The 25995-nt window shown below is 72.5% G+C and carries 23 protein-coding genes and 1 pseudogene; 19 read left to right on the top strand and 5 right to left on the bottom strand.

The features are described 5' to 3' along the window. Nucleotides 1–10: 10 nt before the first annotated feature. The 8 genes from shc to ACZ592_RS13110 all read left to right on the top strand — a co-directional run bounded on the left by shc (nt 11) and on the right by ACZ592_RS13110 (nt 9150). A complete protein-coding gene (gene shc / locus ACZ592_RS13145) occupies nt 11–2029 on the top strand; it encodes a squalene--hopene cyclase (RefSeq protein WP_471581609.1) in 2019 nt (672 codons plus the stop codon). Beyond that, nucleotides 2029–2682 (top strand): phosphorylase family protein, encoded by a 654-nt coding sequence (locus tag ACZ592_RS13140; RefSeq protein WP_471581608.1) that lies wholly within the window; start codon nt 2029–2031, stop codon nt 2680–2682. The genes shc and ACZ592_RS13140 overlap by 1 nt, the downstream gene beginning before the upstream one ends. A gap of 5 nt (nt 2683–2687) precedes the next feature. Further along, nucleotides 2688–3710, top strand: a complete 1023-nt coding sequence (gene hpnH, locus ACZ592_RS13135; RefSeq protein WP_471581607.1) for an adenosyl-hopene transferase HpnH — start codon at nt 2688–2690, stop codon at nt 3708–3710. 4 nt (nt 3711–3714) lie between these two features. Beyond that, nucleotides 3715–4881 carry a flavodoxin-dependent (E)-4-hydroxy-3-methylbut-2-enyl-diphosphate synthase gene (gene ispG / locus ACZ592_RS13130; RefSeq protein ID WP_471581606.1) on the top strand — a complete coding sequence of 389 codons (1167 nt, stop codon included), beginning with the start codon at nt 3715–3717 and terminating at the stop codon, nt 4879–4881. A 25-nt stretch (nt 4882–4906) separates the two neighbouring features. Then, entirely contained in the window at nt 4907–6823 is a 1917-nt protein-coding gene (gene dxs / locus ACZ592_RS13125) for a 1-deoxy-D-xylulose-5-phosphate synthase (protein WP_471581605.1), read from the top strand. Further along, nucleotides 6820–8250 carry an aspartate aminotransferase family protein gene (locus ACZ592_RS13120; protein WP_471581604.1) on the top strand — a complete coding sequence of 477 codons (1431 nt, stop codon included), beginning with the start codon at nt 6820–6822 and terminating at the stop codon, nt 8248–8250. The genes dxs and ACZ592_RS13120 overlap by 4 nt, the downstream gene beginning before the upstream one ends. A gap of 85 nt (nt 8251–8335) precedes the next feature. Continuing rightward, nucleotides 8336–8980, top strand: a complete 645-nt coding sequence (locus ACZ592_RS13115; protein ID WP_471581603.1) for a helix-turn-helix domain-containing protein — start codon at nt 8336–8338, stop codon at nt 8978–8980. Nucleotides 8981–9033: 53 nt separating this feature from the next. Next, entirely contained in the window at nt 9034–9150 is a 117-nt protein-coding gene (locus ACZ592_RS13110; protein ID WP_361169991.1) for a DUF6126 family protein, read from the top strand. Nucleotides 9151–9167: 17 nt separating this feature from the next. Here ACZ592_RS13110 and ACZ592_RS13105 read toward each other — a convergent pair whose 3' ends face one another. Both ACZ592_RS13105 and ACZ592_RS13100 read right to left on the bottom strand, forming a co-directional pair. Continuing rightward, nucleotides 9168–9965 carry a tyrosine-protein phosphatase gene (locus ACZ592_RS13105; RefSeq protein WP_471581602.1) on the bottom strand — a complete coding sequence of 266 codons (798 nt, stop codon included), beginning with the start codon at nt 9963–9965 and terminating at the stop codon, nt 9168–9170. A gap of 131 nt (nt 9966–10096) precedes the next feature. Then, nucleotides 10097–10891 (bottom strand): ArsR/SmtB family transcription factor, encoded by a 795-nt coding sequence (locus ACZ592_RS13100; RefSeq protein ID WP_471581601.1) that lies wholly within the window; start codon nt 10889–10891, stop codon nt 10097–10099. Between the two features lie 213 nt (nt 10892–11104). Between ACZ592_RS13100 and ACZ592_RS13095 the strand changes: the two are divergent. The 3 genes and pseudogenes from ACZ592_RS13095 to ACZ592_RS13085 all read left to right on the top strand — a co-directional run. Next, a pseudogene (locus ACZ592_RS13095) lies at nt 11105–11514 on the top strand (glycoside hydrolase family 36 N-terminal domain-containing protein); the annotation flags it as partial. A 230-nt stretch (nt 11515–11744) separates the two neighbouring features. Further along, on the top strand, nt 11745–12578 hold the full coding sequence (locus tag ACZ592_RS13090; protein WP_471581600.1) for an SGNH/GDSL hydrolase family protein: 834 nt from the start codon (nt 11745–11747) through the stop codon (nt 12576–12578). A gap of 160 nt (nt 12579–12738) precedes the next feature. Further along, entirely contained in the window at nt 12739–14139 is a 1401-nt protein-coding gene (locus tag ACZ592_RS13085; RefSeq protein WP_471581599.1) for an aminotransferase class V-fold PLP-dependent enzyme, read from the top strand. Here the strand turns inward: ACZ592_RS13085 and ACZ592_RS13080 are convergent. Continuing rightward, a complete protein-coding gene (locus ACZ592_RS13080) occupies nt 14105–15796 on the bottom strand; it encodes an ABC transporter permease (protein ID WP_471581598.1) in 1692 nt (563 codons plus the stop codon). The two genes, ACZ592_RS13085 and ACZ592_RS13080, sit on opposite strands and share 35 nt — an antisense overlap. After that, nucleotides 15790–17694, bottom strand: coding sequence for a propionyl-CoA synthetase (locus ACZ592_RS13075; RefSeq protein WP_471581597.1), 1905 nt, complete (start codon nt 17692–17694; stop codon nt 15790–15792). The genes ACZ592_RS13080 and ACZ592_RS13075 overlap by 7 nt, the downstream gene beginning before the upstream one ends. Before the next feature lie 237 nt (nt 17695–17931). Here ACZ592_RS13075 and ACZ592_RS13070 point away from each other — a divergent pair, with 237 nt between their 5' ends. Continuing rightward, nucleotides 17932–18699 (top strand): SIMPL domain-containing protein, encoded by a 768-nt coding sequence (locus ACZ592_RS13070; RefSeq protein ID WP_471581596.1) that lies wholly within the window; start codon nt 17932–17934, stop codon nt 18697–18699. A 128-nt stretch (nt 18700–18827) separates the two neighbouring features. Next, entirely contained in the window at nt 18828–20015 is a 1188-nt protein-coding gene (locus ACZ592_RS13065; protein ID WP_471581595.1) for an MBL fold metallo-hydrolase, read from the top strand. A 27-nt stretch (nt 20016–20042) separates the two neighbouring features. Here the strand turns inward: ACZ592_RS13065 and ACZ592_RS13060 are convergent, their stop codons facing one another. Next, the gene (locus ACZ592_RS13060) at nt 20043–20561 is read right to left on the bottom strand and encodes a CGNR zinc finger domain-containing protein (RefSeq protein ID WP_471581594.1); all 519 of its coding nucleotides are present in this window, start codon (nt 20559–20561) and stop codon (nt 20043–20045) included. Between the two features lie 55 nt (nt 20562–20616). Here ACZ592_RS13060 and ACZ592_RS13055 point away from each other — a divergent pair, with 55 nt between their 5' ends. The 6 genes from ACZ592_RS13055 (at nt 20617) to ACZ592_RS13030 (ending at nt 25993) form a co-directional block, all read left to right on the top strand. Beyond that, a complete protein-coding gene (locus tag ACZ592_RS13055) occupies nt 20617–21861 on the top strand; it encodes an MFS transporter (protein WP_471581593.1) in 1245 nt (414 codons plus the stop codon). Nucleotides 21862–22119: 258 nt separating this feature from the next. Then, the gene (locus ACZ592_RS13050; RefSeq protein ID WP_471581592.1) at nt 22120–23928 is read left to right on the top strand and encodes a sensor histidine kinase; all 1809 of its coding nucleotides are present in this window, start codon (nt 22120–22122) and stop codon (nt 23926–23928) included. Nucleotides 23929–24011: 83 nt separating this feature from the next. Then, complete coding sequence (locus ACZ592_RS13045; RefSeq protein WP_471581591.1) at nt 24012–24446, top strand: roadblock/LC7 domain-containing protein; 435 nt, start codon at nt 24012–24014, stop codon at nt 24444–24446. Between the two features lie 2 nt (nt 24447–24448). Then, nucleotides 24449–24820 (top strand): DUF742 domain-containing protein, encoded by a 372-nt coding sequence (locus ACZ592_RS13040; protein WP_471581590.1) that lies wholly within the window; start codon nt 24449–24451, stop codon nt 24818–24820. Next, nucleotides 24798–25391, top strand: coding sequence for a GTP-binding protein (locus ACZ592_RS13035; protein ID WP_471581589.1), 594 nt, complete (start codon nt 24798–24800; stop codon nt 25389–25391). The genes ACZ592_RS13040 and ACZ592_RS13035 overlap by 23 nt, the downstream gene beginning before the upstream one ends. Further along, a complete protein-coding gene (locus tag ACZ592_RS13030) occupies nt 25388–25993 on the top strand; it encodes a GAF domain-containing protein (protein WP_471581588.1) in 606 nt (201 codons plus the stop codon). Before ACZ592_RS13035 ends, ACZ592_RS13030 begins: the two co-directional genes overlap by 4 nt. Nucleotides 25994–25995: the final 2 nt, after the last annotated feature.

Raw genomic sequence — 25995 nt, 5'->3', positions numbered from 1 at the left:
AGGGGAAGCCATGACAGCGACGACCGACGGAAGCACCGGAGCGGCCACGCCCCGCGCAGCCTCGGCCAGCCGGTCCACCGAGCCCACCGACGCCACCGACACGACCGCCGAGAGAGCGGGCATCCGTGACGTCGCCGCACGGGCCATACAACGCTCCACGGATTTCCTGCTCTCCCGCCAGGACGCCCAGGGCTGGTGGAAGGGGGACCTCGAGACCAACGTGACCATGGACGCCGAGGACCTCCTCCTGCGGCAGTTCCTCGGAATCCGGGACGAGCGGACCACGCAGGCCGCCGCGCTCTTCATCCGCGGCGAGCAGCGGGAGGACGGCACCTGGGCCACCTTCTTCGGCGGGCCCGGTGAACTCTCCACCACCATCGAGGCGTACGTGGCGCTGCGCCTGGCCGGCGACCTGCCCGACGCGCCGCACATGGCGAAGGCCTCCGCATGGGTCCGCGAGCAGGGCGGCATCGCCGCGAGCCGTGTCTTCACCCGGATCTGGCTCGCCCTGTTCGGCTGGTGGAAGTGGGACGACCTCCCCGAACTCCCGCCGGAGCTCATCTACTTCCCCAAGTGGGTCCCGCTCAACATCTACGACTTCGGCTGCTGGGCCCGCCAGACCATCGTGCCGCTCACGATCGTCTCCGCCAAGCGTCCGGTGCGCCCGGCGCCCTTCGCCCTGGACGAGCTGCACACCGACGCGCGCCGTCCGAACCCCACCAAGCCGTTGGCCCCCGTGGCGAGTTGGGACGGCGTCTTCCAGCGGCTCGACAAGGCGCTGCACGTCTACCACAAGGTCGCGCCGCGCCGGCTGCGCAGGGCCGCGATGAACAGCGCCGCGCGCTGGATCATCGAGCGCCAGGAGAACGACGGCTGCTGGGGCGGGATCCAGCCGCCCGCCGTCTACTCCGTGATCGCCCTGCACCTGCTCGGTTACGACCTGGACCACCCGGTCCTGAAGGCCGGGCTCGACTCCCTGGACCGGTTCGCGGTGTGGCGCGAGGACGGCGCGCGGATGATCGAAGCCTGTCAGTCGCCGGTGTGGGACACCTGTCTGGCGACCATCGCGCTGGCCGACGCCGGACTGCCCGCGGACCACCCGCAGTTGGTCAAGGCCGCGGACTGGATGCTCGGCGAGCAGATCGTGCGGCCGGGGGACTGGTCGGTGCGCAGGCCCGGACTCACGCCGGGCGGCTGGGCGTTCGAGTTCCACAACGACAACTACCCCGACATCGACGACACCGCGGAGGTGGCGCTCGCGCTGCGCCGGGTGGCCCACCCGGACAAGGCGCGCCTGGAGAACGCCATCGAGCGCGGGGTGCGCTGGAACCTCGGCATGCAGTCGAAGAACGGCGGCTGGGGCGCCTTCGACGTCGACAACACCAGCGCCTTCCCCAACCGGCTGCCGTTCTGCGACTTCGGGGAGGTCATCGACCCGCCGTCCGCCGACGTCACCGGACACGTGGTGGAGATGCTCGCCGTCGAGGGCAAGTCCCACGACCCGCGCACCCGGCGCGGCATCGAGTGGCTGCTCGCCGAACAGGAGCCGGAGGGCGCCTGGTTCGGACGCTGGGGCGTCAACTACGTCTACGGCACCGGCTCCGTGGTGCCCGCCCTGGTCACGGCCGGACTGCCCGCCTCGCACCCCGCGATCCGCCGTGCCGTGGACTGGCTGGAGTCGGTGCAGAACGACGACGGCGGCTGGGGCGAGGACCTGCGCTCCTACCGCGAGCGCGGCTGGGCCGGACACGGCACGTCGACCGCCTCGCAGACCGCGTGGGCGCTGCTCGGGCTGCTCTCGGCGGGCGAGAGCGAGGCCAAGTCCGTGGAGCGGGGCATCGCCTGGCTCGCCGAGACGCAGACCGCGGACGGCTCCTGGGACGAGCCGTACTTCACCGGCACCGGCTTCCCCTGGGACTTCTCCATCAACTACCACCTGTACCGGCAGGTGTTCCCGCTGACCGCGCTCGGGCGGTACGTCAACGGGGACCCCTTCGCCGGTGGCGCCGACCCGGGCAAGGGCAGGTGATGGACCGGACCCCGGCCCCGCGGCCGGGCCCCGCCCCGCTGCTGATCGCCTGCGCGCTCGGCATCGAGCACTTCGCCCTGCGCACGGGCGACCGCAGCGGTGCCCCCGGCGCCATGACCGTGCTGCGCACCGGCATGGGCCCCAAGAACGCCGAGCGCGCCGTCAGCGGGGCGCTCGGAAAGGAAGACCTGCGCGACGCGGCCGTCCTGGCCACCGGCTTCTGTGCCGGACTCGCCCCCGGTATGCACCCCGGCGACCTCGTCGTCGCCGAGGAGACCAGGGACGCGCGCGGCAGCACGCTCTGTACGGGAACCGGGCTGCTGGTCGAGGAGCTGGTGCGGGCCCTGCCGGGCCGCACCGTGCACACCGGACCGCTCACCGGCTCCGACCACGTCGTCCGCGGCCACGAGCGCGGCGACCTCCTGGCCACGGGCGCGATCGCCGTGGACATGGAGTCCGCCGCGACGCTGCGCAGCGCCGTACGCGCCGGGCAGCGGCCCGTTGCGGCCGTCCGGGTGGTCGTGGATGCCCCACAGCACGAACTCGTCCGCATCGGCACGGTGCGCGGTGGAATATCAGCTTTCCGCGTTCTTCGTGCCGTGCTCCCCGCTTTTTTCGAATGGCACCGTTCTTCTTTGCTCCCTCGGAGGTGAGCCAGATGGCCATGCCGCTGCGCCAGACCATCAAGGTCGCGACGTATCTCTTTGAACAGAAGCTGCGCAAGCGGGACAAGTTCCCGCTGATTGTCGAGTTGGAGCCGCTCTTCGCATGCAACCTCGCGTGCGAGGGATGCGGGAAGATCCAGCACCCGGCCGGGGTGCTCAAGCAGCGCATGCCGGTGGCCCAGGCCGTGGGCGCCGTGCTCGAGTCCGGTGCGCCGATGGTGTCCATCGCCGGTGGCGAACCGCTGATGCACCCTCATATGGACGAGATCGTGCGGCAGTTGGTGGCCAAGAAGAAGTACGTCTTCCTCTGCACCAACGCCATGCTGCTGCGCAAGAAGATCGAGAAGTTCACGCCCTCGCCGTACTTCGCGTTCGCCGTGCACATCGACGGAATGCGGGAGCGGCACGACGAGTCCGTCGCGAAGGAGGGCGTGTTCGACGAGGCGGTGGCGGCCATCAAGGAAGCCAAGAAGCGCGGCTTCCGCGTCACCACCAACTCGACCTTCTTCAGCAACGACACTCCGCAGAACATCATCGAGGTGCTCAACTACCTCAATGACGAGCTGGAGGTCGACGAGATGATGCTGTCGCCCGCCTACGCCTACGAGAAGGCACCCGACCAGGAGCACTTCCTCGGCGTCGAGCAGACCCGCGAGCTCTTCAAGAAGGCCTTCGCGGGCGGCAACCGGCGGCGCTGGCGCCTGAACCACTCGCCGCTCTTCCTGGACTTCCTGGAGGGCAAGGCGGACTTCCCGTGCACGGCGTGGGCGATCCCGAACTACTCGCTCTTCGGCTGGCAGCGCCCCTGCTATCTGATGAGCGACGGGTACGTCCCCACGTACAAGGAACTCATCGAGGAGACCGACTGGAGCAAGTACGGCCGCGGCAAGGACCCGCGCTGCGCCAACTGCATGGCGCACTGCGGCTACGAGCCGACCGCCGTCCTCGCCACCATGGGCTCCCTCAAGGAGTCCATCCGCGCGGCCCGCGAGACGGTCTCCGGAAACCGCGGGTGACGTCATGACCCCTGGAGAGCCCGTCTCTTTGGGCCTCCCGGAGCTGCCGGTCCGGCCGATCTCCGAGCGCCGCGTCTCGCGGCGCATCGAGGTCGGGCCGGTGGCCGTGGGGGGCGGTGCGCCGGTCTCGGTGCAGTCGATGACGACGACGCGTACGTCCGACATCGGGGCGACGCTGCAGCAGATCGCCGAGCTGACCGCGTCGGGCTGTCAGATCGTGCGGGTGGCGTGCCCCACGCAGGACGACGCGGACGCGCTCGCCACGATCGCGCGCAAGTCGCAGATCCCGGTGATCGCCGACATCCACTTCCAGCCGAAGTACGTCTTCGCCGCGATCGACGCGGGCTGCGCGGCGGTCCGGGTCAACCCCGGCAACATCAAGCAGTTCGACGACAAGGTGCGCGAGATCGCGCGGGCCGCCGCGCAGGCGGGCACGCCCATCCGGATCGGTGTCAACGCGGGCTCGCTCGACAAGCGGCTGCTCGCCAAGTACGGCAAGGCAACTCCGGAAGCGCTCGTGGAGTCGGCCCTGTGGGAGGCCTCGCTCTTCGAGGAGCACGGCTTCCGTGACATCAAGATCTCGGTCAAGCACAACGACCCGGTCGTCATGGTCAACGCCTACCGCCGGCTCGCCGCCCAGAGCGACTACCCGCTGCACCTCGGCGTGACCGAGGCGGGCCCTGCCTTCCAGGGCACCATCAAGTCGGCGGTCGCCTTCGGCGCGCTGCTCTCCGAGGGCATCGGCGACACGATCCGCGTCTCCCTCTCGGCGCCGCCCGCCGAAGAGGTCAAGGTCGGCATCCAGATCCTGGAGTCCCTCAACCTCCGCCAGCGCCGCCTGGAGATCGTCTCCTGCCCCTCCTGCGGGCGCGCGCAGGTCGACGTCTACAAGCTGGCCGACGAGGTGACGGCGGGTCTGGACGGTATGGAGGTGCCGCTGCGCGTCGCCGTCATGGGCTGCGTCGTGAACGGCCCGGGTGAGGCGCGCGAGGCGGATCTGGGGGTTGCCTCCGGCAACGGCAAGGGCCAGATCTTCGTGAAGGGCGAGGTCATCAAGACCGTCCCCGAGTCGAAGATCGTGGAGACGCTCATCGAGGAGGCGATGAAGATCGCCGCGCAGATGGAGGACGACGGCATCCCGTCAGGGGTGCCCGACGTCACCGTGAGCTGAGAACAACCAGAGAGGGGGCCCGAGCATGACCATTCTCGACACCATCCGGGGGCCGCGGGACCTGAAGGGGCTTTCCGGGGCAGAGCTCGACGAACTGGCAGGGGAGATCCGGGAGTTCCTGGTGCACGCGGTCGCCAGGACGGGTGGCCATCTCGGGCCCAACCTGGGGGTGGTGGAACTCTCCGTCGCCCTCCACCGGGTCTTCGAGTCGCCGGTCGACCGGCTCGTGTGGGACACCGGCCACCAGAGTTACGTGCACAAGCTGCTCACCGGGCGGCAGGACTTCTCCAAGCTGCGCGGCAAGGGCGGCCTCTCGGGCTATCCCTCGCGCGAGGAGTCCGAGCACGACATCGTGGAGAACAGCCACGCCTCGACGGCGCTCGGCTGGGCCGACGGCCTCGCCAAGGCGCGGCAGGTCCTCGGCGAGCGGGGACACGTCGTCGCCGTCATCGGGGACGGCGCGCTCACCGGCGGGATGGCCTGGGAGGCGCTCAACAACATCGCCGCAGCCAAGGACCGGCCGCTGATCATCGTCGTGAACGACAACGAGCGCTCGTACGCCCCGACCATCGGCGGCCTCGCCAACCACCTCGCCACCCTGCGCACGACGGACGGCTACGAGCGGGTGCTGGCCTGGGGCAAGGACATACTCCAGCGCACCCCCGTCGTCGGACAGCCGCTGTACGAGTCGTTGCACGGCGCGAAGAAGGGGTTCAAGGACGCCTTCGCGCCGCAGGGCATGTTCGAGGACCTCGGTCTCAAGTACGTCGGGCCGATCGACGGGCACGACATCGGTGCCGTCGAGTCGGCCCTGCGACGTGCGAAACGGTTCCACGGCCCGGTGCTCGTCCACTGCCTCACCGAGAAGGGCCGGGGCTATGAGCCCGCGCTCGCCGACGAGGCCGACCGCTTCCACACCGTGGGCGTCATGGACCCGCTGACCTGCGAGCCGCTCGCGCCGGCCAACGGCCCTTCCTGGACCTCGGTGTTCGGGGACGAGATCGTCCGCATCGGTGCCGAGCGCGACGACGTCGTGGCGATCACCGCGGCCATGCTCGGGCCGGTCGGCCTCACCAAGTTCGCCGAGGCCTACCCCGACCGGGTGTGGGACGTCGGCATCGCCGAGCAGCACGCCGCGGTGTCGGCCGCCGGACTCGCCACGGGCGGCCTCCACCCGGTCGTCGCCGTGTACGCCACCTTCCTCAACCGCGCCTTCGACCAGCTCCTGATGGACGTCGCGCTGCACAAGTGCGGGGTCACCTTCGTGCTCGACCGGGCCGGGGTGACGGGTGTCGACGGCGCCTCCCACAACGGCATGTGGGACATGTCGATCCTGCAGGTCGTGCCGGGGCTGCGGATCGCCGCGCCGCGCGACGCCGACCAGCTGAGGTCGCAGCTGCGGGAGGCGGTCGCCGTGGACGACGCGCCGACCCTCGTCCGTTTCCCCAAGGAGTCGGTCGGGCCCGCGATCCCGGCCGTGGACCGGGTCGGCGGCATGGACGTCCTCCTGCGGGATCCCGCGCCCGACCCGGACGTGCTGCTGGTCGCCGTCGGGGTGATGGCGCCGGTCTGTCTGCAGGCCGCCGAGCTGCTCCAGGAACGCGGGCTGCGGTGCACGGTGGTCGACCCGCGCTGGGTCAAGCCCGTCGACCCGGCGCTGCCCGGCCTCGCGGCGCGGCACCGCCTCGTGGCGGTCGTGGAGGACAACAGCCGGTCGGCGGGGGTCGGCGCGGCGGTCGCCCTCGCGCTCGGCGATGCCGAAGTGGACGTACCCGTACGGCGGTTCGGCATCCCCGAGCAGTTCCTCGCGCACGCCAAGCGCGGCGAGGTGCTCGCGGACCTCGGGCTCACGCCCGTCGAGATCGCGGGACGGATCGGCGCCACGACGGCGGCCAGGAAGAGCACGGGGGAGCAGGGTTCAGGCAAGGAGCACAGCGCATGACCAAGGAGTTCGACGCCGATCAGCTCGGCGCCCAAGAGCTCGCCGCCAAGGAGTTCGACCTCGGCAGACTCCTCGCCGAACGCGGCGGCGAGCGGTACGAGCTGCACGCGAGGCACCTCAACCACCAACTGCCGCGCATGCTGCACACCATCGGTTTCGACAAGGTCTACGAGCGGGCCGAGGGCGCGTACTTCTGGGACGCGGACGGCGACGACTACCTCGACATGCTCGCGGGCTTCGGCGTGATGGGCCTCGGCCGTCACCACCCCGTCGTACGCAAGGCGCTGCACGACGTCCTCGACGCCTCGCTCGCCGACCTCACCCGCTTCGACTGCCAGCCGCTGCCCGGCCTGCTAGCCGAGCGGCTGCTCGCGCACAGCCCCCACCTGGACCGGGTCTTCTTCGGCAACAGCGGTACGGAAGCCGTCGAGACGGCGCTGAAGTTCGCGCGCTACGCGACGGGCAAGCCACGGGTGCTCTACTGCGCGCACGCCTTCCACGGGCTCACCACCGGGTCGCTCTCGGTCAACGGCGAGGACGGGTTCCGGGACGGCTTCGCGCCGCTGCTTCCCGACACCGCGGTGCCGCTCGGTGACCTGGACGCGCTGCGTAAGGAGTTGAAGCGCGGCGATGTCGCCGGGCTGATCGTCGAGCCGATCCAGGGCAAGGGCGTGCACGCGGCGCCGCCCGGCTATCTGCGTGCCGCCCAGGAGCTGCTGCACCAGCACAAGGCGCTGCTGATCGCCGACGAGGTGCAGACGGGCCTCGGCAGGACCGGCGCCTTCTACGCCTACCAGCACGAGGACGGCGTCGAGCCCGATCTGGTCTGTGTCGCCAAGGCGCTGTCGGGCGGCTACGTGCCGGTCGGCGCGACGCTCGGCAAGGACTGGATCTTCAAGAAGGTCTACTCGTCGATGGACCGGGTGCTCGTGCACTCGGCGAGCTTCGGCTCGAACGCGCAGGCCATGGCGGCCGGGCTCGCGGTCCTCTCCGTCATGGACGACGAGAAGGTCGTCGAGAACGCCCGGGTCACCGGCGAGCTGCTGAGGTCCCGCCTCGCGGCGCTCGTGGACCGCTACGAGCTGCTGAGCGAGGTGCGCGGGCGCGGCCTGATGGTCGGCATCGAGTTCGGCCGGCCCAAGTCGCTGAAGCTGCGCGGGCGCTGGACGATGCTGCAGGCCGCCCGCAAGGGGCTGTTCGCGCAGATGGTCGTCGTACCGCTGCTGCAGAAGCACCGCATCCTCACCCAGGTCTCCGGGGACCACCTGGAGGTCATCAAGCTGATTCCGCCGCTGACGGTGGGGGAGCGCGAGGTGGACCGTTTCGTGGCCGCGTTCACGGCGGTGATGGACGACGCGCACAGTGGCGGCGGCCTGATGTGGGACTTCGGCAAGACACTGGTGAAGCAGGCGGTCGCGAACCGCTGACGGAGAGAAGTACAGCCGTACGGAGATATTTTGCCTCTCGGGCAAGAAAGTTGCCCGGGAGGCAAGGCTCTGGCTCAATCAGGGTATGAGCCCTGCCGAGCCCGTGGAGCCCGCCGAGCCCGTGGCGCCGCCCGAGGCGGCCGACACGCTGCCCGCCGTGGCCCCCCAGCTGCGCGAACTGCGCCGCCGCGCGTCCCTGACGCTGGAGGCCGCCGCCCGCACCGCCGGGCTCTCGCCCGCCCATCTGTCCCGCCTGGAGACCGGACAGCGTCAGCCTTCGCTGCCGATGCTGCTCTCGCTCGCCCGCGTCTACGGTACGACGGTCTCCGAACTGCTCGGCGAGACGGTCGCCGACCGGGACGCGGTCGTCCGCGCCGCGGACATGGAGGCGACCCGGGCCGGCGGCTGGACCTACTGGCAGGCGGGTGCCGCGAGCCGCTCCATGCAGGCGCTGCGCGTGCACGTGCCGCACGGGGCGCAGGGCGACATCGTGCGCGTCCACCCCGGTGAGGAGTGGCTGTACGTCCTGAAGGGACAGCTCCGGCTGCACCTCGGGGACACCGCGCACACCCTCGCGCCGGGGGACAGCGCGCACTTCGACTCGCTGACCCCGCACCGGATCGCCGCCGCGGACCGCGGCGGCGCCGATCTCCTCTTCGTCCACACGTTGCTGCAGAGCCCCGCCACCGCGCTGTGCCTCGGCGGCCCCACCCAGGGAGACCCGACATGACGGAACCGGAACAGCAGGGACCTGACCGGCCCAGGCGGCCCGACCCCAGCACCATGGAGGAGAAGTTCCCCCGGGCGCTCTGGGTCCGCCTGATCATCTATGTCGCGGTGGGTCACATCTTCGCGGCCTTCATCTATCTGCTGTTCGAGCTGGGCGCGAAGAACCAGTAGCGGACCGGGGCGCCCGCTCAGTCCAGGAGGCGCTCGCGCAGGCGCTCGCGGGTCTCGGGGCTCACCTCGAGGCCCACGGCGAGGTAGGTGTCCACGTCGCCCCAGGTCTGCTCGATGGTGTCGTAGGCCGCCGCGAGGTACTCGGCGCGGGCGTCGAAGAGCGGGTTGAGGAGCTCCATGACCTCGGCGGACATCGCGCTCGGGGAGTTGTCGCCGCGCTGCACCTTGTAGCGGCGGTGCGCCGCGTTCGACTCGAGGTAGTCGGCCTCGATGGCGTCACGCTCCACGCCGACGGCGAGGAGCGTGACGGCTATGGACAGGCCGGCGCGGTCCTTGCCCGCGGCGCAGTGCATCAGGGCGGGCACGCTGTCCTCGGCGATCGCGTGCAGCACCTTGCTGTGCTCGGCGGTGCGCTCCTTGATGATCGTGCGGTAGGCGGTGGCCATCCGGTCCGCGGCCTTGCCGTCGGAGAGGATCGAGCGCAGCTGGTCGAGGTCGCCGTCGCGCACCATCGTCCAGAACTCGGCGCCGTCGGCGGGGTCGGTCAGCGGCAGGTTCACGTTCCGCACGCCGGGCAGCGTGACGTCGGGGCCCTCCAGGCGCTGGTCGGCGGCGTTGCGGAAGTCGAAGACCGTGTGCAGGCCCAGCGAGCCGAGGAAAGCGGCGTCGGACGTGGTGGCGTGGGCCAGGTGACCGCTGCGGAACAGGCGGCCCTGGCGGACGCGGCGGCCGTCCACCGTCGGCAGCCCGCCCACGTCACGGAAGTTGCGCACTCCGGCCAGCTCGGGCTCTGTCGACGGGACCTGCTGCGTCACGGGCTCTCCTCGGGCTCTGCGCCGGCGCGGCTCGCCGGTAGGTGCGCCTTCGACGATACGACATGGGTTCCTGGGGCAATCACCCCTTGACGGGCGCCGTTCCGCGGGCCCGTGACGCCCTCCCCGCGACGTCAGCCCGCGCGGGATTCCGCCAGGGCCTCGCCGGTCTCCAGGAGGGTCTTGAGGCTGGAGAGGATGGCGGGCCAGCCCTGGCTGCACATCGACCGCAGGGTGCCGTCCTGGTCGAACTCGTGCGTGACGGTCAGCCTGACCTGTTCGCCCTGGGGCTCCAGGTCGAAGGTGACCTGGGAGCGGCGCTCGGCGGCGAGCCGCGCGCGCAACTCGTCGTCGACGCCGTTCGCCTCGGCCCACTGCGGGCTGAAGGTGTGCCACGTGTAGGCGAGGCGGCGGTGCGGTTCGTGGACGAGGACGACCTGCTCGGGGTCCTCGGTCGTGGCCCCGGTCTCGGTCCAGGTCATGGGGGAGCCGGGCGCCCAGTCGGTGCGGAAGCTCACGCCCCAGTACCGGGAGGTGAACGCCGGGTCGGTGAGGGCCTGCCAGAGCCGCTCGGGAGTGGTGCGGATGTACGTCGTGTACACGAACGTGCTGCTGTCCATGGTGGGCTGCTCCAATGCTCTCTTCAGGTCCGCGAGGGCGCTCGCCCTGCCGCGGTCGAACTGGTTGATCCATCGTTCGGCGATGGCGTTGATCGGAGCGGCGTTGAGGTGGTGCAGCTTCTCCCGCCCCTGCCGTACCGCGGTCACCAGCTCGGCGGCCTCCAGTACGGCCAGGTGCTTGCTCACCGACTGGCGGGCCATGTCGAGTCCCGCGCACAGCTCCCGCAGGGTCTGTCCGTTGCGGTCCCGCAACCGGTCGAGGAGCTGCCGCCTGCTCGGGTCGGCCAGCGCCTTGAACGCCGCGTCCATGTCCGTCACCGTCACCCCCAGTCATGCAGCCATTCGGCTGCCTCTCCATGATTGGCAGCCGATCGGCTGCATGTCAAGCCGCCTGCCGGGCGGTGTGACCGGGAAGGGTCCGGCCGCGGGGGATCGGATCGCGGGAGCGGGCGAGCGCGTGCCTGCGGGAGCGGACGAGTGCGTGCCTGTCGGAATGCCCGTGCTGACCGGGCGGGGGCCCTGGTGATCGAGGCCGGTACTGACCGACCGACGGACGTACGTACGTGGCTGCTCCCGGGCCCGACGAGCAGCTATGCGCTGCGGCTCACGGGCCGCGACGCACTGCCGCGCCTCCACTGGGGGTCGCGGATCGCCCTCGCCGACGCGGAGGCGCACGCGGCCGAGCCGCTGCCGCCCCACCGGCCCTTCGAGTCGCGGCGGGACGGGCACGAGGAGTACCCGGTGGAGGGCGGGCCGCGCTTCGTGCGGCCCGCTCCTCTCGGTCCGCGGGGCACCACCACCTGCCCTGGGTCGCGCTCGATGCGGACGGCGCCACCGAGGAGAGCGGCGAGGTCTGCGGCGGTGCGCTCGCCCGGTCCGGATCGTGGCGCATCTCCGTGCGGCAACTGCCGGACGGAGATGCGCAGATCACCACACGGGGGAGACGTACCGGGGTGCCGTGCCGTTGCGCGGGCTGCTGCGGCGGGTCTGAGGCGGCCGACCGGAGGCCGGGCGTGGCCGGCGGGAGGGGATCCGCACGTCGAAAGGTGGGGTCTGCACTTATTCCGAGTTGGGTGAATCTTGACCGGTGGCTTATCTCACGCCCCGTCAACCCCTCCCTACGGTGGCGTAGGTCACTTAGGGAGGTGAAAGATATTACTTCGTGAGCGCAGAGTCGACATCCTTCATCCATCACCCCATCAACAACGGCGTATTCAACTCCTACGCAGCGGTCGGCGACAGCTTCACCGAAGGCGTGGGCGACCCGAGCCCCGACGGCACCTTCGTCGGCTGGGCCGACCGCCTCGCGGTCCTGCTGGACGACCGGGTCCCTGAGCACACCTTCCGGTACGCCAACCTGGCCGTGCGCGGCAAGCTCCTCGACCAGATCGTCGAGTACCAACTGCCGCGCGCCAAGGAGCTCGCCCCCGACCTGGTGACGTTCTGCGCCGGGGGCAACGACATCATCCGCCCCGGCACCGACCCCGACGAGGTCGCCGAGCGGTTCGAGCGGGCCGTCGCCGACCTGTCGTCGGCGGTCGGCACGGTCATGGTGACCACCGGCTTCGACACCCGTGGCGTGGCGCTGCTCAAGCACCTGCGCGGCAAGATCGCCACGTACAACATGCACGTCCGTGCCATCGCCGACCGGTACGGCTGCCCGGTTCTCGACCTGTGGTCCCTCAAGACCGTCCAGGACCGGCGGGCGTGGGACGGCGATCGGCTGCACCTCTCCGCGGAGGGCCACACGCGCGTGGCGCTGCGCGCCGGTCAGGTCCTCGGGCTCGACGTGCCTGCGGATCCCGACCAGGCGTGGCCGCCGCTGCCGCCGCGCGGCACCCTGGAGGTGCGGCGTGACGACATCCACTGGGCACGCGAGTACCTGGTGCCGTGGATCGGCCGGCGCATCCGGGGCGAGAGCTCCGGCGACCACGTGGAGGCGAAGGGCTTCCGCAACCTCCACACCCTCAAGATGCAGATCGAGGCCGCCTCCTGAACCGTCGAGCGGCTCTGCGGATGCCGAAGGCGCCCTTCCCGGGGCGCCTTCCGCGTATCCGTCCCGGGCGGTCTGGACAGCGGTCGGTGGATGACCGACCCTGCGGACAGGCGCGCTCGCTCCGGGCGCGTCGCACGGAGCACGACGGGGCGGGGGCCGAGTGGGGGAGAACGGCACGGGCGAGGAGGTCTTCGCGCGGCTGCGCGCCGAGGACTTCGGGTACCTCGACGAGACGGGCCAGATCTATCTGGACCACACCGGCGCCGCGCCCGTGCCCCGCGGGCTCGTGCGGGCGCAGGCCGCGCGGCTGAGCGGCAAGGCGTTCGGGAACCCGCACACCGAGAGCCCTGCGTCCGCCGCCTCGACCGAGCTCATCGAGGAGGCCAGACTCCGGGTGCTGCGGTTCCTGGACGCGGATCCCGCCCAGTACACCGTGGTGTTCACGGCGAACGCCTCGCAGGCCGTGAAGCTGGTCGCGGAGTCCTACCCGTTCCACCGGCGAGGGGGAGCGCTGCTGCTCACGCAGGACAACCACAACTCCGTCAACGGGGTACGGGAGTTCGCGCGGGCCGCGCGCGCCGCGGTGGGTCTCGTCCCGTTCACGGGCGACGAGCTGCGGGTCTCCGGCGCGGCGGTGCGCAAGGGACTCGGCGGGCGGCGCAGGGGGCTGTTCTGCTATCCGGCGCAGAGCAACTTCAGCGGCGTACGGCATCCGCTGGAGTGGGTGGCGCAGGCGCGGGCGGCCGGCTGGCACACGCTCCTCGACGCGGCCGCCTATCTGCCGACCGGGACGCTGTCGTTGCGTCAGGTGCCCGCGGACTTCGTCGTCGCGAGCTGGTACAAGGTCTTCGGCTACCCGTCCGGCGTCGGCAGTCTGGTGGCCCGGCGCGATGCGCTCGCCGGGCTGCGCAGGCCCTGGTTCGCGGGCGGCACGATCCAGGTGGTCAGCGCGCAGGCGCGCTGGCACCGCATGGCGCAGGCCCCCGCGGCCTTCGAGGACGGCACCCCCGACTTCCACGCCGTCCCCCAGATCACCACCGGACTCGACTGGTACGAGAAGGCCGGCGCCGCCAATGTGGCCGAGCACGTCACCCGGCTGACCGGACGCCTGCTGACGTGCCTCGCCGGGCTCCGGCACCCGGACGGCACACCGCTCGTGCGCGTCTACGGCCCGCGCGGCACCGACGGGCGCGGCGGGACGGTCGCGCTGAACGTCCTGGACCCCCGGGGGCGGATCGTCGACGAGCGCATCGTGGCCCGCGAGTGTGCCGCGGCCGGCATCTCGGTCCGCACGGGCTGCTTCTGCAATCCCGGCGCCGGCGAGGAGGCCTTCACCATCGCGCCGCGCCTGCTGCGGCGGACCGGCACAGGGCGGTGGGGCGCCGCGACCATCGACGGCTACATCCGGCGGCTCGGGCTGCCGTCCGGCGGTGCGGTGCGCGTCTCGCCCGGCATCGCGAACCTCGCCGCGGACATCGACCGGTTCGGTGCGTTCCTGCACGAGACCTTCGCCGCCCGCGCGCCGGTCACCGGTGAGCTGGCCCCGCGCCTGACGTGCTGAGCCGGTGCGCGGTCGTGGGGCAGCGCCGCCGCAGCACCAGCCAGGCGGCGCCGAGCAGCAGCACGGCGCACCCGGCGAGGACCACCCAGCCCACCCACGCCGGACGGCCGAAGCTGTCCCCGTACGAGTCGAGCAGCGTCCGGCCCTCGGGCCCGCCGCCCCGCCACAGTGTCTCCAGGTCCGCGCCGGAGCCGAGGGACTCGAACGCCCACCGGTTGGTCATCGCGACGCTGATCCAGCGCCCGCCCGCGGCCATCTGCGGAACCGGCACGAACGCCCCCGAGAACAGCACCTGGGGGAAGCACAGCAGGGGGAGCACCAGGGCGGCCTGGCTGGGTTCGGAGACGAGCGCCGAGCAGCACAGGCCGAGCGAGAGCGCGGCGAACGAGGCCAGGGCCGTCGTGGCGAACAGGGAGGCATGTACGGAGAGTGCGGCGTGCGGCAGCCGGTCAAGGGCGCGCAGCACCACGAGCAGCAGCGCGTCCGCGAGAAGCAGGACGGGTCCAAGGACGGTGAGCTTGGCCAGCAGGTAGGGCCACAGGCGCAGTACGGTCCTGCGTTCGCGGCGCAGCACCGGCAACTCGCCGCAGATCTGCGGGAGTCCGTAGGCGAGCCCGAAGAAGAACGCGCCGAACGCGATCCAGAACAGCACCATCGCGGAGGCGGCCGGCGACGGGTCGCCGGGATCGAAGACGCCCGGGCGGAACAGCAGCGCGAACATCGCGATGATGACGAGCGGTGAGCCGACGGTGATGGCCGCGGTCAGTCGGTCGTGCCGAAGGAGCCGCAGGTCGCGGCCGGTCAGGACGGCCCACTGACGCAGTCGGCCGGTCGCCGGGGTGAACCGGGGGCGGGTGGTGGGCGGTTCGGCCGCTTCCGGTGAGCCCGCCCGCGGGGGCGCTGCGCCGTCCGTATGCGTCTCCACGGAGTACAGCGCCTCGAAGGTGCCGTCGGGGGACATGCGTGCCAGGTCGGCGGGGGTGCCCGAAGGACCCGGGCGGCCGTTCGGCGCGATGAACATCACCTGGTCGCAGTGGTGCAGATCGGCGGGCGTGTGCGTGGTGAACACCACGGTGACGCCCTTCCCCGCGAGCCGGACCAGGTACTGCGTCAACTGCGCCCCCGCCAGCGGGTCGAGACCCGAGGTCGGCTCGTCCAGGAACAGCAGCTGCGGGCGGGAGAGCAGTTCGATCGCGATGCTCGCCCGCTTGCGCTGACCGCCGCTGAGCGTCCGCACCGGCTGCTCGGACACCTGGCCGAGCCCCAACTCCGCCAGCACGTGCGGCACGTCACCCGGGTCGGTGCCGCGCAGCCGGGCCGCGTACTCCAGGGCGATCCGCAGCGGCAGCGCGCGGTGCACGATGTCGTCCTGCGGCACGAACCCGTACCGCAGCGCCTGTTCGCGTGTCGCCCCCTGTGCCGCGCCGCCGGACGCCGCCCGCACCGAGACCCGCCCGCCGCGGGGCACCCGCAGTCCGGCAAGCACTTCGAGGAGCAGCGTCTTGCCCGCCCCGCTGCCGCCCGCGATGCCCAGCACGCGCCCCGGACCGACCGTCGGCACGTCGATCCCGGACAGGGCCAGACCGCCGCCGGGCAGGACCAGTTCGACACCCCGCGCCGAGAGCTCCACCCCCGCCGGTTCCCCGGTCGTCACCATCCGCCGCCCTCGCGGGGGCCCAGCGACCCGGTGATCTCGGCGAGCACCTCGGGGTCCTCGATCGTCGCGGGGACGGTGTAGTCGCGGCCGTCGGCGATCGCCCGGACCGTGCCGCGCAGGATCTTCCCCGAGCGGGTCTTGGGCAGCCGCGCCACCGTCACCACGCGGCGCGGCGTCGCTACGGCACCGATGCGGGTCCGTACCAGCGTGCGCAGCTCGGCCTCGACCTCGGCGGCCGGCCGGTCCACGCCCTGGCGCAGCACGACCAGGCCGAGCGGCAGTTCGCCCTTCAGGTCGTCGGCGACCCCTACCACCGCGCACTCCGCCACGTCGGGATGGTCGGCGAGGACCTCCTCCATGGCGCCCGTGGACAGGCGGTGCCCGGCGACGTTGATGACGTCGTCCAGGCGCCCCATCACGAAGACGTGGCCGTCCTCGTCGACATGGCCGCCGTCGCCCGTCAGGTAATGGCCGGGGAAGCGGCTCAGGTAGGTGGCGGCGAACCGTTCGTCGTCGCGGAACAGCGTGGTCAGGGCGCCCGGCGGGAGCGGCAGGCGCAGGGCCAGGGTGCCGTCGGTGCCCGGTGGGCAGGGCTCGCCCGCCGCGTCGAGGGCGCGCAGGTCCCAGCCGGGCATCGGTCGGCCCGGTGAGCCCGGCTTCGCGGGCAGGGTCTCGATCCCGAGCGGGTTGGCGACGATCGGCCAGCCCGTCTCGGTCTGCCACCAGTGGTCGACGACGGGTATGTCCAGGAGGTCGCGCGCCCAGTGGTAGGTGTCGGGGTCCAGGCGTTCGCCCGCGAGGAACAGGGCGCGCAGCGACGACAGGTCGTGCCGTGCGGCGTGCTCGCCCTTGGGGTCCTCCCGCTTGATGGCGCGGATCGCCGTCGGCGCGGTGAACAGGGTGCGCACGCGGTGCTGTTGGACGACGCGCCAGAACGCCCCGGCGTCCGGCGTGCCGACCGGCTTGCCCTCGTACAGGAGCGTGGTGCAGCCGGCGAGCAGCGGCGCGTACACGATGTACGAGTGGCCCACGACCCAGCCCACGTCGGACGCCGTCCAGAACACCTCGCCGGGGCGGGCGTCGTAGATGTGTTCCATGCTCCATCGCAGCGCCACGGCGTGCCCGCCGTTGTCGCGCACCACGCCCTTGGGGGCGCCCGTGGTGCCGGAGGTGTAGAGGATGTAGAGGGGGTCGGTGGCGGCCACCGGGACGCAGTCGGCGACGGGCGAGGTGCGGACCGCGGTCGCCCAGTCGATGTCGCGTCCTTCGCGCAACTCGGCTTGTGCCTGCGGGCGTTGGAGGATGACACAGGCGTCCGGTCGGTGCGTGCACCGGTCCAGGGCGGTGTCCAGGAGCGGCTTGTACGCGATGACGCGCTCCCCCTCGATCCCGCAGGACGCGGAGAGCACCACCTTGGGCCGCGCGTGGTCGATGCGGGCCGCGAGTTCGGGTGCCGCGAACCCGCCGAACACCACGGAGTGCACCGCGCCGATGCGGGCGCACGCCAGCATCGCGACGGCCGCCTCGGGGACCATCGGCAGGTACAGGACGACGGTGTCGCCCTTGCCGACGCCGAGTTCGGTGAGCATGCCGGCGGTGCGGGCGACCTCGTCGAGCAGTTCGCGGTAGGTGAGGGTACGGACGGAGTCCGTGACGGGGCTGTCGTGGATCAGCGCCGTGCGGTCGCCGTGCCCCGCCAGGACGTGCCGGTCCAGGGCGTTGTGACAGGTGTTCAGCTCACCGCCCGCGAACCAGCGGGGGGCGGCGGGCGCGTTCGCGTCCAGGACCGTGGGCGGCGGGACGTACCAGTCGACGGCCCGCGCGGCCCGGTCCCAGAAGGCCGTCGGGTCCTGGAGGCTCTCGCGGTGGGTGCTCGCGTAACTCGTCGGCCTGGGCAACCGGTCACTCCGATCGTCGGGTGCGGCCCCGCGCCGCGGTGTCCGGACGGCGTCGTGGGGCGAACGCCCGCCATCGTAAAGGGATTCGGGGCGCCGGGGCCGGGTGCGGCGGGCCGGATCCGGCACTGGACCGGTGAGGTGACAGGGCGGGAGTGGCGCGGTCGCGCGCGGGCGCCGCGGTGCTGGGATGTCGGCGAGCCGTCCCCGCAGGGACGGAGAGCCGGAAGGACCCCTCGTATGCGCTCAGTACGTTCCGTACGCCGCTTCGGTGCCGTCGCCGTGGCACTCGCCGCCCTCGGCCTGCCCGCCGCCCCCGCCGTCGCGGCGCCCGCCGCGCCGGTCCCGGCGTCGGCCCCCGACCGGGCGCCGACGACGGTCACCGTGACCGGCTCGGGCAGCGCCACCGCCGCACCCGACATGGCGGTGCTCTCCGCGGGGGTCGACGTCACCCGGCCGACGGCGGGCGAGGCGCTCACGGCGCAGGGCGCGGCCGCCGAGGCGCTGCTGACCGCCGCGCGCGGGGCGGGCGTCGCCGAGCGGGACATCAGGACGGAGAACCTCGCGCTGACCGCCGTGTACGGGGACGACGGCACCGGTGAGGGCGGCAGCGGCGGCGGACAGAAGGTGATCGGACACCAGGCCTCGCAGACGTTCTCCCTGGTCGTCCGGGACATCGACACGACCGGCGCGGTGCTGCAGGCGGTCGTGGACGCCACCGGCGACGCGGGGCGCGTCCACTCCGTGGCCTTCGACGTCTCGAACCCCTCGGCGCTGCGGTCCAGGGCCCGGACGGCGGCGTACAAGGACGCCAGGGCCAAGGCCGGGCAGTACGCGAAGCTGACGGGCCGGCGCCTGGGCCGCCTGGTCACCCTGGACGAGAGTGACGGTGGGCGCCCGCGCCCCGTGCCGATGCCGGTAGGCGCGTTCGCCAAGGACGGCGTGCCGGTCGCGCCGGGGCAGATCCAGGACGAGGTCACGGTGACGGCGGTGTACGAGCTGAGGTGAGAACCGGCGGCGGGGCCCGGGGCGGCGCCGGGGCGGGCCGCGTGGCGAGGGTCTCGCCGCCCGCGCAGGACTCCGCGGGAGCCGGTGGACATAATGGGAGGGCCTATCCACCCCCTTCAGGAGGTCCCGTGTCCCGGTCCCTGATCCCCGGGCTCCGCTCGCTGCGTTCCGCCCCCTTCGGAGCGGACCCCGCAGGTGCCCGGCTGGCCCGGATCCGCAGGTCCCCGAACTTCTCCGTGGCCGAGGGGTCCTTCCAGAACCCCGAGGGGGCGCGGACCCGGCCGACCGGCTCGTCGCTGGAGTTCGCCAAGATCTACTTCCGCAAGGAGGAGCGTGTGCGCCGCGGCCCGGCGGGCACGGTCCCGGTGCACGCCACCACCCTCGCCGACCTCGCCAAGCCGCCCGCCGGTGGCCTGCGGGTCACCTGGATGGGGCATTCCAGCGTTCTGGTGGAGATCGACGGGCTGCGGGTGCTCATCGACCCGGTGTGGGGCGAGCGGTGCTCGCCGTTCTCCTTCGCCGGGCCCAAGCGGCTGCACCCGGTGCCGGTGCCCCTGGAGGCGCTCGGCCCGGTCGACGCCGTGGTGATCTCGCACGATCACTACGACCACCTGGACATGCCCACGATCAAGGCCCTGGTCGGCACGGACACCGTGTTCGCGGTGCCGCTCGGGGTCGGCGCGCACCTGGAGCGGTGGGGCGTGCCGGCGGACCGGCTCCGCGAGCTGGACTGGCACGAGTCGGCGCAGGTGGGCGGAGTGACCCTGACGGCCACCCCCGCGCGGCACTTCTGCGGTCGGGGCCTGCGCAACCAGCAGCACACGCTGTGGGCCTCCTGGGTGGTCCAGGGGTCCGAGCACCGCGTCTACCACAGCGGGGACACCGGATACTTCGCCGGTTTCGGTGAGATCGGCGCCGCGCACGGCCCGTTCGACGCCACGATGATCCAGATCGGCGCGTACGCGAAGTGGTGGCCGGACATCCACATGACGCCCGAGGAGGGCATGCGGGCCCACCTCGACCTCCAGGGCGGGCAGCCCCTCGGCGTCATGCTGCCCATCCACTGGGGGACCTTCAACCTCGCCCCGCACGCCTGGTCGGAGCCCGGTGAGGAGACCATCGCCGCGGCGCGCCGCGTGGGCGCCGACATCGCGCTGCCCATTCCCGGTGAGCCCTTCGAGCCCGGGTCGGCGTCCGTCCCCGACGCGCCGTGGTGGCGCGCCGTGGCGGTCACGCCGGACGGCGGCTGGCCGGAGCACGCCGTGGCGGACAGCGGGAAGCCGGAGCCTGAACCGGAGACGGCGCCCGTCGCCTAGGGCCGAGCTCGCGCCCGCCCGGTCGGTTCACGCGGCCCGCGCGCGGTGCCTGCGGACCGCGTCGCGGTTGGCGCAGCGCTGCGAGCAGTAGCGCTGGCGTCCGGTGCGTGAGGTGTCCGCGAAGACCGTGGTGCACTCGGTCACGGCGCACCGCCGCAGCCGGTGCATGCCCCGGCCCGCCAGGTGCAGCGCGGTGCCGACGGCGATGAGCGAGAACAGCAGGGCGCCCAGCGGCTGGCGGGCTTCCCGGTAGTGCAGGTGCCAGCCGCTGTCCGCGTGGTCGGTCAGCCGGGGGTGGGCGGCGGCGTCCGCCACCATCGCGTTGACCAGGCGGGCGCGCTCGTGCTCCTCGGTGGCGTCGACGACCGCCTCCCAGGCGTCCAGGGTGTCCAGAGTGCGGGGCAAGTCGTCGTCCGTGACCGGGCGTTCCAGCGTCAGGCCGGCGGCGCGACAGCGGTCCGCGAGCTCCTCGGCGCTGGTCGGACGACGGTTCGTGAGATCGGCGGCCAGCTGCACGGCGTCCTCGCCGTAAGGGTTGAGGTGCATAAGGCCATTACAGCAGGGTGGCCGCCATGCATCACGCCATCGTCCGGACCCGCTCGTGACCCCCGGACAGACCGTCCCCGGCGCCGCAGGCCGCTACCGCTGGGTCGTTCTCGGCGCAGCCACCTTCACCCAGACCGCCTCCTGCTTCTACGTGCAGGGCATCGGGGCGATGGGCATCCACTTCCGGCGCGACCTGGACCTGAGCGCGGCCCAGGTGGGCCTGCTCCTGTCGGCGGCCCAGCTGGTCCCGCTGGTCGGGCTGCCCGTCGCCGGGGAACTCCTGGACCGCCACGACGAACGCCGGGTCGTCGGCGCGGGCGCCTGCGTGGTCGCGGCGGGCCTGGCGCTGGGCGCCGTCGCACCGGGATACGTGTCCCTGCTCCTGGCCCTCCTGATCGTCGGCGCGGGCTACAGCACCGCCCAGCCGGGCGGGAGCAAGTCGGTCGCGTCCTGGTTCGGCCCGTCCCGGCGCGGGTTCGCGATGGGGATCCGGCAGGCGGGGCTGCCCCTCGGCGGGGCGCTCGCCGCGGCGACGCTGCCGCCGCTCGCCGCGTCCTTCGGCCTGCGGGCGACCCTCGTGTCCGGTTGCCTGGTCGCGCTCCTCGGCGCCGTCGTCTTCGTCTCCCTCTGCCGGCCGCCCGCACCGGCCGTCTCCCCGGAGGCGACGCCGCGTCCAGGGCCCGGGGAGGAGTTCGGCGGGCGGCTGAGGATGCTCCGCGAACCGGCCATGGTGAAGATCATGCTGGCGGGGACGAGCCTGGTCGCGGTGCAGAGCGGCGTCCTCGTCCTGACCGTGCTGCACCTGCACGACGCCGCCGCACTGGGTGCGGGGCGGGCGGCCCTCGTCCTGATGGCGGCCCAGGGTGCGGGCGTCGCGGGCCGTGTCTGCCTGGCGGCCTGGAGCGACCGTGCCCGGTCCGGACGCTACGCCGCGGTCGTGGTCTGCATGGCCGCGGTGATTGCCGCTTCGCTGGCGCTCGCGACCCCGTTGGGGCGGTCGCCGGTCGTGGCCTGCCTGCTCTTCGTGTGGCTCGGGTTCTTCGGATTCGGCTGGTACGGGCCCTGGGTCGCCCACGTCGTCGAGTCGGCGCCGACGGGCCGGACGGGATTCGCCCTCGGCATGGCGATGTCCGTCAACCAGACCGCCGTCGTGGCGGCGCCGCCCGCCCTCGGCCTCCTCACCGACGTCACGCACAGCTTCGCGCCCGCCTGGGGCGCCCTCGCCGCACTCACCGCCCTCGCCCTCGCCCTGGCGGTGACGGGCGTCGGCCGCCTGGGGCACGACACGAACGGGGCGTGAGTCGGCCCTGCGTACGAAGCGAATAGGACCCCTGTGCGAGGCGTCATACCAGAGCGGGACGCTGCACCGCTGACTTTGTCAACTGCCCACCGCGCGTGATGCGTTGCCGACTACCGTGAGTGGCCGTCGGGCGACGCAGGGATCACGACGCAGGGCTGACGTCGCGACCTGCCGGCCGGCACGGCGATGCCGCAACCACGCCGCAAAGAGGAGTCGGGCCGACCGCTGGACCCTCGTCGCAACGTACCGAGGACGCAGATGTCTCACCTACGCGCACCGGCCGCCCGCGCAGACCGCCGTGAAGGCGGACGGCACGGCAGGCCCGGCAGCCGGACCGCCGCACACCCCGAAACGCACATACGCCCGCAGCTCCTGCGCATCGCGGTGCTGCCGGCCGTCGCCGTGGGCCTGAGCGCCTGCGCCGCCGTGCTGTTCACCCTGCGCTCGACCGGCGCCCGCCCGGGGCCGGCCCTGCTCGCCGTGCTCGGCGCCGCCGCCCTGGTCGCCCTGGCGGGCATCGGCATAGCCGCCGTCGCCGCGGAGCGCGCCGCGAAGTCCGTGCGCGACCGCGTCGGCGGCCTGCGCCGCGCCACCGCGCGCGGCCAGGCGGAACTGCGCCAGGTCGTCGAGCAGTTGCGCCGCGGGGACCAGCCCGCGCCGCCGGGGGCGCCGCCCCGCAGCCGCGTGGGCGGCGACGAGTTCGACCAGCTCGCCGAGGAGCTGAACCGCGCCCAGGACGGTGCCGTCGAAGCCGTCGTGCAGGCCTCCCGGCTCTCCAGCCACGCGGGCAGCGAACAGAAGGTCGAGGTCTTCGTCAACCTCGCCCGCCGCCTGCAGTCCCTCGTGCACCGCGAGATCTCCCTGCTCGACGAGTTGGAGAACGAGGTCGAGGACCCCGAACTCCTCAAGGGCCTCTTCCACGTCGACCACCTCGCGACCCGCATCCGCCGACACGCCGAGAACCTCGCCGTCCTCGGCGGCGCCGTCTCTCGCCGCCAGTGGAGCAGCCCCGTCTCCATGACGGAGGTGATGCGCTCGGCCATCGCCGAGGTCGAGCAGTACTCCCGGGTGAAGCTGGTGCCCCCGATCGACGGCACCCTGCGCGGCCACGCCGTCGCCGACGTCATCCACCTGCTCGCCGAACTCGTGGAGAACGCCACGGTGTTCTCCGCCCCGCACACCCAGGTCCTGCTGCGCGCCAACCTCGTGACCGCCGGCCTCGCCATCGAGGTCGAGGACCGGGGCCTCGGCATGCCCGCCGCCGAGCAGGACAAGATGAACGGGCTGCTCACGGACCCCGACCAGGTCAACGTCGCGAGCCTCCTGCAGGACGGCCGCATCGGGCTCTTCGTCGTCTCCGCGCTGGCCCGCAGGCACGGCGTCGCGGTGCGCCTGCAGACCAACATCTACGGCGGAGTCCAGGCCGTACTGATCCTGCCGCAGGAGCTGCTGGGTGCCGAGCAGCAGGAGGAGCCGGCCGTCCGGCGCCGTCCGGCGGCCGAGGCGGCCTCGCGCGGCGCCTCGGGCGACGCGGGCCGGGCCGGGCACGACGACCCGCCGGCCTGGCCGAGTACGGCCCCGCAGGGCGGCCCCCGTCCCGAGCCCGTCCCCGCGGCCCCCGCGGTGCCCCACGCGGCCCCCGCCCCGGTACCCGTGCCGCACCGGCCCCGCACGGCGAACGGCGCCCCGCCGGCGCCCCTCCCCGTGCGCGGCTCCCGCCAGGACAGGCCCACGCCCGCCGACGCGTCCCCGGGCATCCGGCCCGAGGACCGCCAGGCCGCCGCCGAGCACTCCGCGGCCCCGCCGACCCCACGCAACGGAGCCGTCCGGGGACGCGTCGGCAGACCTCAACTGCCCAAACGGCGCGCACAGGAACACCTCGCACCCCAGCTGCGGGAGTCCCCGGCACCCCGGCCCGACGACGACCACGTCGTCGGCCACGACCCCGGCCTGATGGCCGCGTTCCAACGCGGCATCGGCCTCGCCCAGGCACAGGAAGCACGCGATCCCGTCGTGCGGGAGCACGACGGCGCAACCCACCACGACGGGAGCGGACCGGGCGGCTGACCACCGACCAGGACCCGACCACCTCCCCCCACCTCTGCCCAGGCAGACCTACGTACGTTCGTACCTCAAGGAGTCGATCCACCATGGCGAGCGATGCGCCGACCGGCCATGTATCCGATCTCGACTGGCTGATGAGCGGCCTCGTGCAGCGCGTGCCGCACACCCGCAGCGCCGTCCTGCTCTCCTCCGACGGACTCGTGAAGTCGCTGCACGGCCTCGACCCGGACAGCGCCGACCACATGGCGGCCCTCGCCTCCGGGCTCTACTCCCTCGGGCGCAGCGCGGGCATCCGCTTCGGCGACGGCGGCGACGTCCGCCAGGTCGTCGTGGAACTGGACTCCACCCTCCTGTTCGTCTCCACCGCGGGCTCGGGCACCTGTCTTGCCGTACTCGCCGGGCGCGACGCGGACGCGGCCGTCCTCGGCTACGAGATGGCGATGCTGGTCAAGAGCGTGCGCCCGTACCTGGTCACCGCGCCCCGGCAGCCCGCCGGCGAACCCGCGCCGATGAGGCACTGAGGATGGCGGCCCCGCACGACGGGCCCTGGCTCGACGACGCCGCGGGGCGGCTCGTCCGCCCCTACACCGTCAGCAACGGACGGACCAGACCGAGCAGCCAGCTCGACCTGCTCTCCCTGGTGATGGCGACCGGTTCCACCCCACTGGGCTACCTCGGGCCCGAGCACTCCACGGCCCTCGGCCTGTGCGAGGCTCCCACCTCCGTCGCCGAGATCGCGGCCCAGCTGAAGCTGCCCGCGGTCGTGGCGAAAGTGATCCTCTCGGATCTCCTCGACTGCGGGTCCCTCACCCAGAAGGCCCCGGACTTCTACCACAACCCCACCGACCGGTCCCTGTTGGAGGCAGTGCTCGATGGATTACGACGACAGCTCTGACCCCTTCCCCACCGCATTGAAGATCCTCGTCGCGGGTGGCTTCGGGGTCGGCAAGACGACCTTCACGGGCGCGGTCAGCGAGATCGCGCCGCTGAGCACCGAGGAACTGCTCACCACGGTCAGCGAGGCCACCGACGACCTGTCGGGCGTGGAGAACAAGACCACGACGACCGTCGCCATGGACTTCGGCCGGATCACGCTCGACCCGGAACATGTCCTGTACCTCTTCGGCACACCGGGACAGGAGCGGTTCTGGTTCATGTGGGACGAGCTCTCCGAAGGCGCACTCGGCGCGGTCGTGCTCGCCGACACCCGGCGCCTGGAGGACTGCTTCGCCGCCGTGGACTTCTTCGAGCAGCGCGGCATGGGCTTCATCGTGGCGATCAACGAGTTCGACGGTGCCCACCGCTACGAACCCGAGGAGGTGCGCTCCGCGATCGACCTCGATCCGCACGTGCCCGTGGTCCGCTGCGACGCGCGGATCTCCAGCTCCGGCATCCAGACCCTCCTCGTCCTCGTCAAGCACCTCCTCAACCACGCCCCGGCGCCCAGCTACGGAGCCCACACGTGAGGTACGAGCCGGGCGGGCACCTGCTGCTGACCCCCGTGGACAAGGAGGCGCCCGCGCGGGTGCGCAGGCTGCGCGGGCTCGGCATGGGGCAGTACCCCGACCCGGTCCTCGACGTCTTCGCCCACCGGCTCGCCGTCCTGACCGACGCGCCGTACGCGATGGTCAACTTCATCGACGAGGAGCGGCAGTTCTTCGCGGGTCTGCACGCCCCGCGGGGCCTGCCCACCACCGCGGAGGCGGCTGCCGGTTCCGTCACCGGTTCTGTCACCGGTCCCGTCACCGCCGGATCGTCCGGCGCGACCGACCGCTACATGGCCCGCGACCACGGCTACTGCCCGCACGTCGTGGTGCGCCGCAAGGCCCTCGTCCTGGAGGACGTCCGCGACTATCCGCGGTTCGCGGGCAATCCCGTGGTCGAGGAGAACGGCATCCGCTCCTACCTGGGCGCGCCCCTGATCGACCGTACGGGCATCGCGCTCGGCACGGTCTGTGTCGTGGACGTCGAGCCCCGCCGCTGGGGCAGGGCGGGGCTCGACACCATCAAGCGCAGGGCGGCCGAGCTCGTGGAGCAGATACACCGGCGGGAGGCGGGCGGGATCTGAGC

The sequence above is a fragment of the Streptomyces sp. NPDC040622 genome (assembly GCF_055593965.1).
Note: the sequence above shows the minus strand (reverse complement) of the source record. Positions and strands in the feature narration are given on the sequence as shown.